The sequence below is a fragment of the Streptomyces sp. NPDC002701 genome, assembly GCF_042889045.1.
GTDB lineage: Bacteria > Actinomycetota > Actinomycetes > Streptomycetales > Streptomycetaceae > Streptomyces.
The window spans coordinates 132,484-146,500 of the sequence record NZ_JBIAQL010000017.1; the positions used below are offsets into that span (position 1 = coordinate 132,484).

Here is a 14,017-nt window from a genome sequence, read left to right on the forward strand (position 1 = left end):
CCGGGCCTACTTCTGGCGGTCGAGCCACTGGGTGAAGCGGGTTCCGGCGAGGTGCGCGTCGGGACCCGGCAGGAGCTCGCGCCCCCGGACGTGGGCGCCGAAGTAGCCGACGGACTCGTCTGTGACGACCTCGCGCGGGTCCTTCTCGGCCGCGAGACCGGTGCGGACGAACTCGTCGAGGCGGAGTTCCTCGGGGCCCGCCACCTCGGTGGTGCCGTTCAGCGGATCCCCCAGGGTGACCCGGGCGACCGCCGCGACCACGTCGTCGGACGCGAGGGGCTGGAGGAGCGAGGAGGGCAGCCGGACCGTGTCGCCCTGGGTGGACCCGGCCGCGATGCCCTTGACGAACTCGAAGAACTGCGTGGCGCGGACGATGGAGTACGGGATCTCGGAGTCCTTGATCAGCTCCTCCTGGGCGGCCTTGGCGCGCAGGTAGCCCGAGTCGGGCAGCCGTTCGCTGCCCACGACCGACAGGGCCACGTGATGGCCCACGCCCGCCGCCGCCTCGGCCGCGAGGAGGTTGCCCGTGGACGTGCGGAAGAACTCCAGCACCGCGCCGTCCTCGAAGGACGGCGAGTTGGACACGTCGACGACGACCGAAGCGCCTCGCAGCGCGTCGTCGAGCCCCTCTCCGGTGATGCTGTCGACGCCGGTGTTCGGGGAGGCCGGGAGTGCCTCGTGGCCCTCCTCCCTGAGCCTGTCCACCAGCTTGGACCCGATGAGCCCCGTACCGCCGATCACTACGATCTTCATGGCGCGACCTTTCCGGTTTCTCGCAACGACATCCTGACGTGCTCACCAGATGGACCGGACAGCGCCCCGGTCTGTGACAGCCGGCGTGCCCCGGCCGGTCCTTCCCGGCGGGCGCCACTCGACGCGCTCGGTCGGGAAACGCCCTGACCTGCACCGACATGCTATATGAGGGTGACTGTCAGTGCCGGGGTGCAGACTGGCCGACATCTGAGACAACGACGTCCGGAGGTGGCCGGCATGACCGAAGTACTGCTCGCGGTAGGCACGCGCAAAGGACTGTTCATCGGGCGGCGCAGGGGTGGCGCCTGGGAGTTCGACGACAACCCCTGTTTCAACGCACAGGCGGTCTACTCGATCGGGATCGACACCCGTGGTGATGCGCCGCGGCTGCTCGCCGGAGGCGACAGCGCCCACTGGGGCCCGTCCGTGTTCCACTCCGACGACCTCGGCCGCACCTGGACCGAACCGGCCAGGGCCGCCGTCAAGTTTCCCAAGGACACGGGTGCCTCGCTGGAGCGGGTCTGGCAGCTGCACCCGTCGGCGGCCGAACCGGACGTGGTGTACGCGGGTACGGAACCGGCGGCGCTGTACCGCTCGACGGACCGCGGCGAGTCCTTCGAGCTGGTCCGCCCCCTGTGGGAGCACCCCACGCGCTCGCGGTGGGTGCCGGGCGGCGGTGGCGAGGGCCTGCACACCGTCCTGAGCGACGCCCGCGATCCGCGGGCGCTGACGGTCGCCGTCTCCACGGCCGGCGTCTTCCGCACCAAGGACGGCGGAGAGAGCTGGGAGCCGTCCAACTCCGGGGTCTCGGCGGTGTTCCTGCCCGACCCGGACCCGGAGTTCGGCCAGTGCGTCCACAAGGTCGCGCGGGACGCGGCGACACCGGACCGGCTGTATCTCCAGAACCACTGGGGGGTCTATCGCAGTGACGACGCCGGGACCCACTGGACGGACATCGGTGAGGGCCTGCCGTCCACGTTCGGCTTCGCCGCGGCCGCCCACCCGCACCGCGGCGACACCGCCTACGTGTTCCCCATCAACGCCGACTCGGACCGCGTCCCCGCGGACCGCCGGTGCCGTGTCTTCCGCACGGCGGACGCGGGCAAGAGCTGGGAGCCGCTCTCGGCGGGGCTGCCGCAGGAGGACCACTACGGCACGGTGCTGCGTGACGCCCTGTGCACGGACGACGCGGACCCGGCGGGCATCTACTTCGGCAACCGCAACGGCGAGGTGTTCGCGTCGGCCGACGACGGCGACAGCTGGCAGCAGCTGACGTCCCATCTGCCGGACGTCCTGTGCGTACGGGCCGCGGTGATCGATTGAACCCGGGCGGCCGGCGCTCCGGTCCGCGCGTCAACGCCCGCCGGTGGTACGGCACATACCACCGCGGGCCCCTCGGCGGGCTCGAGTTGATCGACGGCCCGTGTACGGCAGTAGGGTGACGCCGTGGCACCACGACCGTTGCATGAGATCGTCGAACCCGGCTGGGCCAAGGCCCTCGAACCGGTGGCCGAACGGATCGCCGGGATGGGGGACTTCCTGCGCGCCGAGCTCGCCGCCGGACGCACCTACCTCCCGGCGGGGCCGAACGTCCTCCGCGCCTTCCAGCAGCCCTTCGACGACGTCCGGGTCCTGATCGTCGGCCAGGACCCCTATCCGACACCGGGACACGCGGTGGGGCTGTCGTTCTCAGTCGCGCCCGAGGTGCGGCCGCTGCCCGGCAGCCTCATCAACATCTACCGGGAGCTGGGCACCGACCTCGGCCTGCCCCCGCCGTCGACCGGTGATCTGACCCCGTGGACCCAGCAGGGCGTGCTGTTGCTCAACAGGGCGCTCACCACGGCCCCGCGCCGTCCGGCCGCACACCGCGGCAAGGGCTGGGAAGAGGTCACCGAGCAGGCGATCAGGGCACTGGCGGCGCGGGGGAAGCCGCTGGTGTCGATCCTGTGGGGGCGCGACGCCCGTAACGCCCGGCCCCTGCTGGGCGACCTGCCCTCGGTGGAGTCGGCGCACCCGTCGCCGATGTCGGCGGACCGCGGCTTCTTCGGCTCGCGGCCCTTCAGCCGGGCCAACGACCTGCTGGCCCGGCAGGGCGGCGACCCGGTGGACTGGCGGCTGCCGTGACCGGACCCGGCGGCGGGTCGGGCGTCCTCGGGGTGGACTCCGGCGGGTCGGGGCTGCGGGTCGTCCTGGCTGTCGACGGGGGCCGGGTCACCGCGCCCCTGACCTCCGGGGAACCGGTACGCACCGGTCCGCGCGGCATCGACGCCGGGCATCTGCTGGAGCAGCTCCTGCCGATGGCCCGGCGGTTGATGGCCGACACCGGGGTGGGCACGCTCCGGGCCGCCGCCGTGGGCGCCGCCGGGCTCACCACGCTGGGCGACTCGCTGCGCGCCGAGCTGCCCACGGCGCTCGCCCGTGAACTCGGCGTACGGCGGCTGGCCCTGGTCGCCGACGCCGTCGCGGCGTACACGGGCGCGCTGGGGCCCCGGGTGGGCTCGGTGGTCGCGGCCGGCACCGGGATGATCGCGATCGGCACCGACCTGCGCGCCTGGTACCGGGCGGACGGCTGGGGGCACCTGCTGGGCGACACCGGCAGCGGGGCGTGGATCGGGCAGGCGGGCCTCGACGCGGCGCTGCGCGCCTACGACGGGCGGCCCGGCGGCTCCGCCCCGCTCCTGGCGCGCGTCGACGCGGTGTTCGGATCCGCCCCCGCGGTGCCGGGACAGCTCTATCCGCGCCCCGACCGGCCGGCCGTGCTGGCGTCCTTCGCTCCCGAGGTGGCCGCCTGCGCCGACGGCGGCGACCCGGTTGCGGCCGGCATCCTGGCCGCCGCGGCCCGGCACATCGCCGACACGGCCGCCGCCGTGTGTCCCGCGCAGGACGCCGGTGGGGCCGGGGAGGACGGCACGGGTGAGGTCCGGCTCGCGCTCACGGGCGGGCTGTTCAGGATGGGCGACCCCCTCCTCGTACCGCTGCGGGCCGCCCTGACGGAGCGGCTGCCGCACGCGCGGCAGGTTCCGGCCGCGGGTGATCCGCTCGACGGGGCCGTCGGCATCGCCGTCGAGCTGGCCGACGGCCGGCTGACCCTGCCGCGCGACGACAGCATGCTGCACATCGTGCGGGACGGCACGGACGCCCCGCACGCCCGTTCGACTGATCGCTCGCCGTGATCCATGGGGCACCAGGGAGATCGATCCGTACGTAACTCATCAGACAAAACCGGACGGATACCGCTCACCTGCACCCTCCCCGAACAGGGGAGCCCAGGAAACCAGTAACATTCGGCGCCATGAGCTCCCCCACTGGGCCCGCGTCCGGCCTGCCAGTACGAATGCCGCGACCCCGCCAGCCCGGCCGGCACCGCCGGCCGGAGCCGTTGGCGGCTCCCGAGGGCGCGCCCGCGCTCGTCCTCGCGGTGCCGGGCACGCCCAGCGCCGCCACCCGCAGCCTCGCCGAGGAGGTCGTGAGCATCGCGCGCTCCGAGCTGCCCGGGCTCGACGGCCGGATCGGGTACCTGGACGGGGACGACGCCGAGTTCCCCACCCTTCAGTCGGTGCTCGCGCGCGCCGCCGAGGAGCGCGCCGCACGCTTCGAGCAGGCCCGCGCCGCCGGTGTGGACGCGGTGGAGCCCGACGGGCCCGTGGCCGTGGTGGTACCGCTGCTGGCCGGTCCGGACAGCGCTCTGCTGCGCCGCGTCCGCCAGGCCGTCATGGACAGCCGCGTGGCGGCCGACCTGACCGATGTGCTCGGCCCGCACCCGCTGCTCGCCGAGGCGCTGCACGTGCGCCTCTCCGAGGCGGGTCTGGCACGCGCCGACCGGGCCAGGCTGTTCACCGTGGCGACGGCCGCGGACGGCATCATCCTGGCGGCCGTGGGCGGCGACGAGGCCGTGCAGGCGGCCGGGATCACCGGCATGCTGCTCGCCGCGCGGCTCGCCGTGCCCGTGATGGCGGCGGCGCTGGACGAGGACGGCTCGATCGCGGCCACCGCCGAGCAGCTGCGCAGCTCGGGCTCCCAGCAGCTCGCGCTCGCCCCGTACCTGATCGGCCCCGAGCTCGACCCGGGGCTGCTCGACGAGGCCGCGAAGGAGGCGGGCTGTTCCGCCGCCGAGGCGCTGGGCCCGTACCCGGCGATCGGCAAGCTGGCGCTGGCCAAGTACACGACGGCGCTCGGTATCGCGCCGCAGCAGCCGCAGGGCGCGCCGGTCCGCTGACCGGGCGGCCCGCCGCGCACCCGCACCAATCCCGAAGGGCCCGCTCCGTTCCCGGAGCCGGGCCCTTCGGGGTTGCGACGGCCGGGCGGGGGCCCTGCCCTAGTCGAGCACCACGCAGGACGCCGCCGGGGCCCTGACCGAGCCGCCGCGCCGCGGCAGGCCCGTGTCGGGGTCCACCACGAACCACGTGACGGTGCCCGAGCGCTCGTTGGCGACGTACAGGAAGCGGCCCGTGGGGTCGAGGGCGAGTGCCCGGGGCCAGTTGCCGCCGCACGACACGGTGGCGACCAGCTTCAGCCCCTCGTCGGGCGCTCCGGGGACGAGCACGGAGACGACGTCCTCGCCGCGCGTGGCGGTCCACACGTAGCGGCCGTCGGGCGACACGACGATGCCGGAGGGGTAGGCGTCGCCGGCGGGGAGGCCGGGCAGTACGGACGTCTCCCCGACCGGCTTGAGCGCGCCCCTGACGGCGTCCCAGCGGCAGGCGGTGACGGTCGGCGAAAGTTCGTTGAGGACGTAGGCGCGTTCGCCGTCGGGGTGGAACGCCAGGTGGCGGGGTCCCGAGCCGGGGCGCAGCGCGATCTCCCGGTGGAGGGCGAGGGTGCCCTCGCGCAGCGCGCACACCCGTACCGAGTCGGTGCCGAGGTCGACGCTGACGGCCCACCGGCGGCTCGGGTCGGGCTGGACGTGGTGGGCGTGCGGGCCCTGCTGGCGCTGGCTGTGCGGGCCCGCGCCCTCGTGCCGCAGCACACCGGCGACGGCGCCGAGGCTTCCGTCGTGGCGGACGGGCACGGCGCTGACGCTGCCGGAGCCGTAGTTGGCGGTGAGGACGTGTCCGTCGAAGAGGCTCAGATGCGTGGGTCCGCTGCCGCCGACCGGTACCAACGGGCCGGCCAGGGACGGTTCGTCGCCCTTCACGCGGTAGGCGGCGAGCGCGCCCTCCGTCGTCTCGCTCACCGCGTAGAGCATGTCCCCGCCCGGTGACAGGGCCAGGTACGAGGGGTCGGCGACGCCGTTCACCGCGCTCAGCAGTGTCAGCGCGCCCGTCTCCCCGTCCACGGCGGCGGTGAGTACGCCGAGGCCCCCCGCCGCGGTGAAGGATCCGATGTACGCCCGCCGCTGCCGTCCGCCGTCCGTCACTGCGTCCCCTCTCGGTGCCCGACTGCACGTCCTTGGGGCGACGGTAGCAGCGAATGGCCTAGACCAAACGGGAACCCCGCTGCGCCGCGTCGCGCGTCCGGGCGTGCACGGTGGGTGTCAGGCGCCCGTGGGCGAGCCGCGCAGTGGTGCGGCCAGCGCGGCGAGCGCCCGCTCCAGGCCGTGGAGGTGGGCGAGGGCCTGCTCGGCCCCGGGATGGTGGCCGGGCACGCCCGCGGTCGATGGCACGGCGCGTTCCGGCACCGCGCCGACCAGGACCTCCACGGCCGTCTCGACGCGGCCGCAGGCGGCGGTGAGGCGGGCGTCGTGCGAGGCGTCCGGGTCGGCGGCGACGGCCGCGAGGCCCCGTACCTCGCGGGCGCAGTCGTCCAGGAGGGCGAGCACCTGGCGGGCGCGTTCCTTGCGCGCCCGCACCGGGTTGAGGGGGTGCACGAGCGGCGCGAGCGCGAACCGGACCCGGCCGAGCACCGCCTCCAGTTCCACGGCCTGCGGCGCGGGGTCCGCGGCGGGATCACCGGCGAGGCGGCGGGCCGCCGCGGCGGTGCACCCGTGCACGGCCCGTACGGCCTGGCCCACCCAGCGGTCGGTGACGGCGTGCGTGGTGACCGGCAGGACCAGCGCGACGGCGAGTGCGGCGCCGAGCGCGCCGACGGCGGTCTCCGTGACGCGCAGGCCCAGCAGGGCCGGGGTCAGCACACCGAGCAACCCGTACAGCAGGCCCGCCATCACGGTGACGAAGAACATCATCCAGCTGTACGAGAGCGGCGCCGTGTAGAAGATGCCCCAGACGCAGACGGCCACGATCGCCGCCGTGGGCGCGGGGGCGCCGTCCAGGGGCACGGCGACGAGCAGCCCGGCCGCGATCCCGGTGACCGTGCCGACGACCCGCCGGAAGCCGCGTACGAGGGTCTCGCCGCGCGAGGACGTGTTGACGAAGATCCACCAGGCGGTGCCCACCGCCCAGTACCAGCGCTCGTGCGAGAGGAACTGGCCCGCGGCGATCGCGAACGCGCAGGCGGCCGTCGCCTGGAATGCCTGGCGGGTGGTCGGCCGGGCGAGACCGCGGCCGGCCGGCGCGGCGGGCGTCACCGGGGGCGGCGTGCGCCGTTCGATGCACCAGGCGCCGAAGCGCACCGCCGAGGACGCGGCCAGGGACAGCGCGGTCGCGGCGTACAGCTCCGGGAGCTGGGCGGGGACCGCGTGCAGGAACTGGGTGACGAAGAACGTCATGAACGCGAAGATGCCGAGCGCGTGGCCGCGGGGTCCCCAGCGGCGGGCGTACACACCGCAGAAGACCACGGCGAGCCAGAACGCGTCGCGCAGGGTCGGCACCGCGTGCAGGACGGCCGCGAGGGCGAGGACGGGGAAGCCGACGGCGGGCAGCAGGGCGGTGGTGACCGCCTGGCCGCGTACGGTCGCGTCGCCGACCGTGAACAGCGCGAGGAGCGCCGTGAGGCCGCCCGTGATCGAGGCCGTCAGCGAGAGGCCGGCGAGTTCCGACGCGGTCACCGCGAGGCCGATGCCGAGCACCGCCCGCAGCGAGATCCGCAGCCGCAGCAGGCCCGGATCCGGAGCCATGAACATCCTCTTCACCGTCGGCCGCCCGCCTCCGTCCCGATTCGTCGGTCGCATGGGAATGGCGCCGCGGGGCCGGTACGGCGTCGTCGCCGTCCGGCGCTGCACGGCGCCATCAGTGCCCACACGTTAGCCAGAAGGCGGATCATGGCTCAACAGGGCGCCGCTCCACTGAGCCATTGGTACAGTCGGAAACGATCACTGACGACCGTGGGGAGGCCAACGGACCATGGCCGTGGACGAGCTCGACACCCGGATTCTCCGGCTGCTGCTGGAGCAGCCGCGCACCAGCGTGCGGGAGTACGCGCGGATCCTGGGGGTGGCCCGCGGGACCTTGCAGGCGCGGCTCGACCGGCTGGAGCGGGACGGGGTGATCACCGGCTCGGGGCCTTCGCTGTCGCCCGCCGCGCTGGGGCATCCGGTGCTCGCGTTCGTGCACGTGGAGGTGACCCAGGGGCATCTGGACGAGGTGGGCGACGCGTTGGCGGGCGTGCCGGAGATCATCGAGGCGTTCTCGATCACCGGTGGCGGGGATCTGCTGACGCGGGTCGTGGCGCGGGACAACGCGCATCTCGAAGACGTGATCCAGGTGCTGATCAGTCTGCCGGGGGTGGTGCGTACGCGGACCGAGGTGGTGTTGCGGGAGCGGGTGCCCGCGCGGGTGCTGCCGCTGGTGGAGGCGGTGGGGCGGGTGGCCCGGGGCTGATCCTCAAGTGCCCCCGCCGTGGTGCCGGTGCGCCGCGCCCCGCGCCGTCGTGTGCGGTCAGTTCATGCCGGAGGCGTCCAGCAGGGTCTGGGCCGTTGCGGTGGTCAGGCCCTGGAGGGTCTCCGCCCGGGCGCCCGCGCGGGCGCTGGCGCCGTCGAAGACCAGGGTCAGCTGGCGGGCCAGGAACTCGGGGTCGCGGGCGCCGCCGCGCTCGGCCTCCGCCCGGAACGCCTCGATCAGCGTGTTCTTGGCCCGCAGGGCGACGACGCTCGCCGGGTGCCGGGGGTCCTTGAGCTCGACCATGGCCGAGAGGAACGGACAGCCGCGGTAGTCGTCCCGCGTCGACGCCCGCTCCAGCTGTTCGAAGACGTACAGGATGCGCTCCCGGGGCGGCCGGGAGTCCTCGGCGCCGAGGCCGAGCATGCGCCCGTACTCCGGCGCCCGCCGCTCCAGGCTCGCCGCCAGCACCTCGTCCTTGCTCGCGAAGAGCTGGTACATCGAGCGCTTGGACACCCCGGCGGCCCGGCACAGCGCCTCGACGCCGATGGAGACGCCGTCGCGGTAGAAGAGCTCCATGGCGGCGTCGAGCAGCCGGTCCCTGGTGGATGTCCTGTCCGTGGTGGTGGCCATGTCGGCGAGATTACCTCCGTCGGACCGCGATCTGAAACCGATCGGTATACCGCCGCGTAGGTCAGGCGGCGAGCTGCGGGTACAGGACCGACAGGTCGGCCGAGAGGCCGGCCTTCACCTGCCGGGTCAGGTCGTCGGCGAGCACCTCGAACGCCCCGCTCTCGATGCCGTCGAGCGCCTGCGCCGCCACGTCCGCCGGCTGGGACTTGGGGGCGTCGATGGCCGCGGTCATGTCGGTGTCGACGTATCCGACGTGGAGTCCCGTCACACTGATCCCCCGCGGGGCGAGGTCCAGGCGCAGGGAGTTGGTCTGGGACCAGAGCGCGGCCTTGGACGCGCTGTACGAGCCGGCCAGGCCGATCCACGAGAGCACGGAGTGGACGTTCAGGATGTGGCCGCCGCCGTTGCGCTCGATGACGGGGACGAACGCCCGGGCGGTGAACAGCGGCCCGTAGAAGTTCGTCTCGAAGTCCTTGCGCACGTCGTCGACCGGCGATTCCAGGAACGACGTCTGCAGGGAGACACCCGCGTTGTTGATCAGGACGGTGATGTCCCCGGCCCGCTCGGCGGCCGCCGCGACGGACGCGGGGTCGGTGACCTCCAGGGCCAGCGGTACGGCCCGCGGGTCGGTCACCGTCCGCGGGTCACGGGCGGTGGCGTACACCTTCGCGGCCCCGCGCTCGAAGAGCCCGTCCACCAACGCCTTGCCGATTCCCCTGCCGCCACCGGTCACCAGGACGACGGAACCCTCGATTGCGGTCATGACCTTCTCCGATCCAGTCGGCGGAAACCGATCGGTTTCCTGTTGCCAGAACAGTAAACCGATCGGTTTCACAAAGCAAGCGGCACGGAAAAGGGAGTGGCCCCGCCGTGTCGGCGGGGCCACTCCCCTGGGATCGAAGACTGCGGGCCCGCGGCTACGCGCCGCTCGCCCTCAGCATGTCCTCCCGCTCCACGAGCTTCACCCGCTCGCGGCCCTGCGGCTCCCCCAGCGCCTTCTCGGCGGCGTCCAGGCGGTACCAGCCCTCCCACGTGGTGAAGCGGACGTTCCGCTCGGCGAGGAACGCGTCCACGGCTTCCGGGTCCGGCGAGACGGGGGTCACCAGCCGGCCGTTCGCGTGGTCGTCCAGGAGGCTGGCGACCGTCTCGTTGGCGTCGCCCTTGGTGTGGCCGATGAGGCCCACCGGGCCGCGCCGGATCCAGCCCGTGACGTACGTCGAGCCGAGGTGCTCGCCGGTCTCCTCGATCACCCGGCCGGCCTTGTCCGGGACGGTGCCCGACTCGACGTCCCAGGGCAGCTTGGGCAGCTTGTCGGAGAGGTAGCCGACGGCACGGTAGACCGCGCCGAGGTCCCAGTCCTTGAACTCGCCGGTGCCCTTGACGTTGCCGGTGCCGTCGAGGGCGGTGCGCTCGGTGCGCAGCCCGACGACCCTGCCGTCCTCGCCGAGGATCTCGACCGGCGACTCGAAGAAGTGCAGGAACAGCTTGTGCGGCCGGTCGCCGGTGTCGCGGATCGCCCAGTTCTCCAGGGTCTTGGCGACCATGTCGGCCTGCTTGTTGCCGCGCCGGGTCGCGATCGAGCCCTCGTCGTAGTCGATGTCCTCGGGGTCGACGATGACCTCGATGTTCGGCGAGTGGTCCAGCTCCCGCAGCTCCAGCGGGCTGAACTTCGCCTGCGCCGGTCCGCGCCGGCCGAAGACGTGCACCTCCAGGGCCTTGTTGGCCTTGAGGCCCTCGTGGACGTTCGGCGGGATCTCGGTCGGCAGCAGTTCCTCGGCGGTCTTGGCGAGGATCCGCGCCACGTCGAGCGCCACGTTGCCGACGCCGAGGACCGCGACCTTCTCGGCCTCCAGCGGCCAGGTACGCGGCACGTCCGGGTGCCCGTCGTACCAGGAGACGAAGTCCGCCGCGCCGTACGAGCCGTCGAGCCCGATGCCGGGTATGTCGAGCGCCCGGTCGGCCGTCGCCCCGGTGGAGAAGATCACCGCGTCGTAGAAGGCGCGCAGGTCGTCCAGGTTGATGTCGCCCGGATAGTCGACGTTGCCGAAGAGGCGGATCTGCGGCTTGTCGAGAACCTGGTGCAGGGCCGAGATGATGCCCTTGATGCGCGGGTGATCGGGGGCGACGCCGTAGCGGATCAGCCCGAAGGGGGCCGGCATCCGCTCGAAGAGGTCGATGGAGACACCGGGCTCGACGGCCACTGCGGACTTCAACAGCGCGTCGGCGGCGTAGATCCCGGCGGGGCCGGCTCCGACTATGGCTACCCGCAGGGGGCGAGGCATGATCAGGTTCCCTTCGAGCGGTGATCGGGAGTACTCACCGGGGAGCCTAAACTAAGGGTCACCTAAGCTTGTAGCCGGGCTGGATCTATGACCTCATAACGCCGACTTATGAGGTCCTTCTCACACCGTCACGAGGTGTGCGTTCCAGGTGCCTCCTCAGCTGTCGTAGTCCACGGTCAGGGTCTCGGACACCGGGAACGACTGGCAGGTCAGGACGTATCCCGCGTCGACCTCCGCGTTCTCCAGGGCGAAGTTGCGGCGCATGTCGGCCTTGCCGTCGGTCACCAGGGCACGGCAGGTGCCGCAGACCCCGCCCTTGCAGGCGAAGGGCAGGTCGGGACGGGTCCGCTGGGCGCCTTCGAGGATGCTTCTGTCCCTGACCAGGTCCGATGTCGTGGAACGGCCGTCGAGCGTGACGGTGACCCGGCTGACGGGCCCCCGCACGGCCGTCTCCTCGTGACGTACCTCTCGTACGGGCTCGTCGTCGGCGAAGAACAGTTCCCGGTGCACGCGGTCGCCGGGCACCCCCAGGTCCCTCAGGACCCGCTGGGCGTCCGCGACCATGCCCTGCGGTCCGCACAGCCACCAGTGGTCCGCCGCCCGCACGTCGACCAGCGAGCCGACGAGCACCGAGAGCCGTTCCGCGTCGATACGGCCGGACAGCACCTCGGCCTCCCTGGGTTCGCGGGACAGCACATGGGCGAGCTGGAACCGGGCCGGATACAGGTCCTTCAGGTCGGCCAGCTCGTCGGCGAACATCACGGTGTCCGTGCGGCGGTTGCCGTAGAAGAGGGTGACCGTCGAACGCGGGTCCGCGGCCAGGACGGACTCGGCGATGGAGAGCATCGGTGTGACCCCGGAACCGGCCGCGACCAGCACGTGATGGCCGGGCACGGCGAGGTCGGGCGTGAACGTGCCGGTGGGTGCCATCACCTCGACCGTGTCGCCCGGACGCACCTCGCGCACCAGCCAGGCCGAGAAGAGCCCGCCCGGCACCACCCGCACGCCGATGCGCGGCGCCGAACCGGCCGGGGAGCAGATCGAGTACGAGCGCCGCTCGTCCCGTCCGTCGACCACGCGCCGCAGCGTCAGCGACTGACCCGGCGCGAAGGCGAACTCCGCCGTCAGTTCCGCGGGGATCTCGAAGCTCACGGCCGCCGCGTCCTCGCACAGCGGCCGCACGGCGGCGACGCGCAGGGGGTGGAAGGCCGGGCGGCGGCGCACGCGCGCGGCCACCGGCCGCACGGGGGCGGCGGCCGGTGTCCCGGCGGCACGGTCCGTCAGGCGTGCCGCCGGCTCTTCCCTCGTGCCTTCCATCAGATCTCCTTGACGTACTCGAACGGCTCGCGGCAGGCGCGGCAGCGGTACAGCGCCTTGCAGGACGTGGCGGCGAAGCGCGAGGTCTCCTCGGTGTCCGCCGCACCGCAGCGCGGACAGGCCACCGTGCGGCGGGTGGGGGTCAGCACGAGGGGGACCGGGCCCGCGGCGTGCCGGGGTGCGGCTCCGGGCGGCGCGATCCCGTGCTCGGTCAGTTTGCGGCGGCCCTGCGGGGTGATCCAGTCGCTCGTCCAGGGCGGGTCCAGGACCGTACGGATCTCCACACGCGTGTACCCCGCGCCGCGCAGCCGTGCCGCCACGTCCGCGCGCATCTCGGCCATCGCCGGACAGCCCGAGTAGGTCGGCGTCAGGCTCGCGACCACGGTGCCGTCCCCGGTCACCTCGACCGCACGCAGGACGCCGAGGTCGGCCAGGGTGAGCATGGGCAGTTCGGGGTCCGGCACCTGTTCGGCGAGGTGCCGGGCGCGCCGCACGTCCGCCGGTGCCGCCGGTACCGTCGTGGCCGCCTCGGCCGCTCCGGACGTCACCATGTCGCCCCCGGGTGCGCGCGGGCCACGCTCTGCAACTCGGCGAGCAGCGGCGCGAGATGCTCGGTGTGCTCCCCGGCGCGGCCGGAGCCGGGCAGCGGCCGGTACACCGGCATGGGCAGCCCGGCCGCCTCGGTGACCTGCCGCAGGACGGCGGCCACCTCGTCGCGTACGTCGTACGCCGTGAACAGCTCGCCGAAGTATGGCGCGACCTGTTCCACCGCCCTGCGGGTGCGGCGGTGCGACTCGTCGGTACCGTCGCCCAGGCGCACGACCCACTCGGCCGCGTACTGCCGGTGGTACGTCAGCTCCTTGACGCCCTTCGCCGCGACGGCCGCGAGGACCGGGTCGGGATGCGACGACAGTTCCTGGAAGTGCGCGAGCCGCCAGCTGGAGAGCACCAGCAGCCGCACGACCGTGAACGCGAAGTCGCCTCCCGGGAGTTCGGCGAGCCGTACGTTCCTGAAGTCCTCCGCGTCGCGGAAGTAGGCGTACGCGTCCTCGCCGCGCCCGGTGCCGTCGCTCTGGCCCGCGCGCGCGTACAGCAGGCGGGCCTGGCCGAGGAGGTCGAGGCCGATGTTGGCGAGCGCCACCTCCTCCTCCAGTTCGGGGGCGCGGGTGGTCCACTCCGCCAGCCGCTGGGCGCTCACCAGGGCGTCGTCGGCGAGGGCCACGCAGTCCGCGGCCAGCCGGGCGGCGTCGATCCCGGCGGGCACGGTGGTGTCCACACCGTGCAGGGGGTCCTCGAAGCCGGTGCCGTACGCCCAGCGGGTGTCGTCCTCGTGCCCCTCGGCGAGGGACAGGTAGACATGGTCGTCGCTCATGCCCTGCT

The 14,017-nt window shown here is 73.4% G+C and carries 14 protein-coding genes; 5 read left to right on the forward strand and 9 right to left on the reverse strand.

Annotated features, from left to right (window positions below; genetic code table 11):
• Positions 1 to 6: 6 nt before the first annotated feature.
• Entirely contained in the window at positions 7 to 753 is a 747-nt protein-coding gene (locus tag ACFYXC_RS32225; RefSeq protein ID WP_389555605.1) for an SDR family oxidoreductase, read from the reverse strand.
• A gap of 237 nt (positions 754 to 990) precedes the next feature.
• On the opposite strand from ACFYXC_RS32225, the gene ACFYXC_RS32230 reads away from it, so the two are divergent.
• The 4 genes from ACFYXC_RS32230 (at position 991) to ACFYXC_RS32245 (ending at position 4,969) form a co-directional block, all read left to right on the forward strand.
• Complete coding sequence (locus tag ACFYXC_RS32230; protein ID WP_389555607.1) at positions 991 to 2,076, forward strand: WD40/YVTN/BNR-like repeat-containing protein; 1,086 nt, start codon at positions 991 to 993, stop codon at positions 2,074 to 2,076.
• 123 nt (positions 2,077 to 2,199) lie between these two features.
• On the forward strand, positions 2,200 to 2,877 hold the full coding sequence (locus ACFYXC_RS32235) for a uracil-DNA glycosylase (protein WP_389555608.1): 678 nt from the start codon (positions 2,200 to 2,202) through the stop codon (positions 2,875 to 2,877).
• Positions 2,874 to 3,926 carry an N-acetylglucosamine kinase gene (locus ACFYXC_RS32240; protein ID WP_389555610.1) on the forward strand — a complete coding sequence of 351 codons (1,053 nt, stop codon included), beginning with the start codon at positions 2,874 to 2,876 and terminating at the stop codon, positions 3,924 to 3,926. The genes ACFYXC_RS32235 and ACFYXC_RS32240 overlap by 4 nt, the downstream gene beginning before the upstream one ends.
• Positions 3,927 to 4,045: 119 nt before the next feature.
• Entirely contained in the window at positions 4,046 to 4,969 is a 924-nt protein-coding gene (locus ACFYXC_RS32245) for a sirohydrochlorin chelatase (RefSeq protein ID WP_388910043.1), read from the forward strand.
• Between the two features lie 99 nt (positions 4,970 to 5,068).
• Here the strand turns inward: ACFYXC_RS32245 and ACFYXC_RS32250 are convergent, their stop codons facing one another.
• Both ACFYXC_RS32250 and ACFYXC_RS32255 read right to left on the reverse strand, forming a co-directional pair.
• Complete coding sequence (locus tag ACFYXC_RS32250) at positions 5,069 to 6,109, reverse strand: lactonase family protein (protein ID WP_388910040.1); 1,041 nt, start codon at positions 6,107 to 6,109, stop codon at positions 5,069 to 5,071.
• A 117-nt stretch (positions 6,110 to 6,226) separates the two neighbouring features.
• Complete coding sequence (locus tag ACFYXC_RS32255; RefSeq protein ID WP_389555612.1) at positions 6,227 to 7,711, reverse strand: FUSC family protein; 1,485 nt, start codon at positions 7,709 to 7,711, stop codon at positions 6,227 to 6,229.
• 220 nt (positions 7,712 to 7,931) lie between these two features.
• On the opposite strand from ACFYXC_RS32255, the gene ACFYXC_RS32260 reads away from it, so the two are divergent.
• Positions 7,932 to 8,408 (forward strand): Lrp/AsnC family transcriptional regulator, encoded by a 477-nt coding sequence (locus tag ACFYXC_RS32260; RefSeq protein ID WP_389555614.1) that lies wholly within the window; start codon positions 7,932 to 7,934, stop codon positions 8,406 to 8,408.
• A 57-nt stretch (positions 8,409 to 8,465) separates the two neighbouring features.
• Here the strand turns inward: ACFYXC_RS32260 and ACFYXC_RS32265 are convergent, their stop codons facing one another.
• From ACFYXC_RS32265 to paaC, 6 genes are all read right to left on the reverse strand, one after another.
• Positions 8,466 to 9,038 carry a TetR/AcrR family transcriptional regulator gene (locus tag ACFYXC_RS32265; RefSeq protein ID WP_389555615.1) on the reverse strand — a complete coding sequence of 191 codons (573 nt, stop codon included), beginning with the start codon at positions 9,036 to 9,038 and terminating at the stop codon, positions 8,466 to 8,468.
• A 61-nt stretch (positions 9,039 to 9,099) separates the two neighbouring features.
• On the reverse strand, positions 9,100 to 9,801 hold the full coding sequence (locus ACFYXC_RS32270; protein ID WP_388910028.1) for an SDR family oxidoreductase: 702 nt from the start codon (positions 9,799 to 9,801) through the stop codon (positions 9,100 to 9,102).
• Between the two features lie 154 nt (positions 9,802 to 9,955).
• Positions 9,956 to 11,320, reverse strand: a complete 1,365-nt coding sequence (locus ACFYXC_RS32275) for an FAD-dependent oxidoreductase (RefSeq protein WP_389555617.1) — start codon at positions 11,318 to 11,320, stop codon at positions 9,956 to 9,958.
• Between the two features lie 156 nt (positions 11,321 to 11,476).
• Positions 11,477 to 12,637 (reverse strand): 1,2-phenylacetyl-CoA epoxidase subunit PaaE, encoded by a 1,161-nt coding sequence (gene paaE / locus ACFYXC_RS32280; protein WP_389555618.1) that lies wholly within the window; start codon positions 12,635 to 12,637, stop codon positions 11,477 to 11,479.
• Positions 12,637 to 13,188 (reverse strand): 1,2-phenylacetyl-CoA epoxidase subunit PaaD, encoded by a 552-nt coding sequence (gene paaD / locus ACFYXC_RS32285; RefSeq protein WP_389555619.1) that lies wholly within the window; start codon positions 13,186 to 13,188, stop codon positions 12,637 to 12,639. The genes paaE and paaD overlap by 1 nt, the downstream gene beginning before the upstream one ends.
• The gene (gene paaC / locus ACFYXC_RS32290; RefSeq protein ID WP_388910016.1) at positions 13,182 to 14,009 is read right to left on the reverse strand and encodes a 1,2-phenylacetyl-CoA epoxidase subunit PaaC; all 828 of its coding nucleotides are present in this window, start codon (positions 14,007 to 14,009) and stop codon (positions 13,182 to 13,184) included. The genes paaD and paaC overlap by 7 nt, the downstream gene beginning before the upstream one ends.
• Between the last annotated feature and the right edge of the window lie 8 nt (positions 14,010 to 14,017).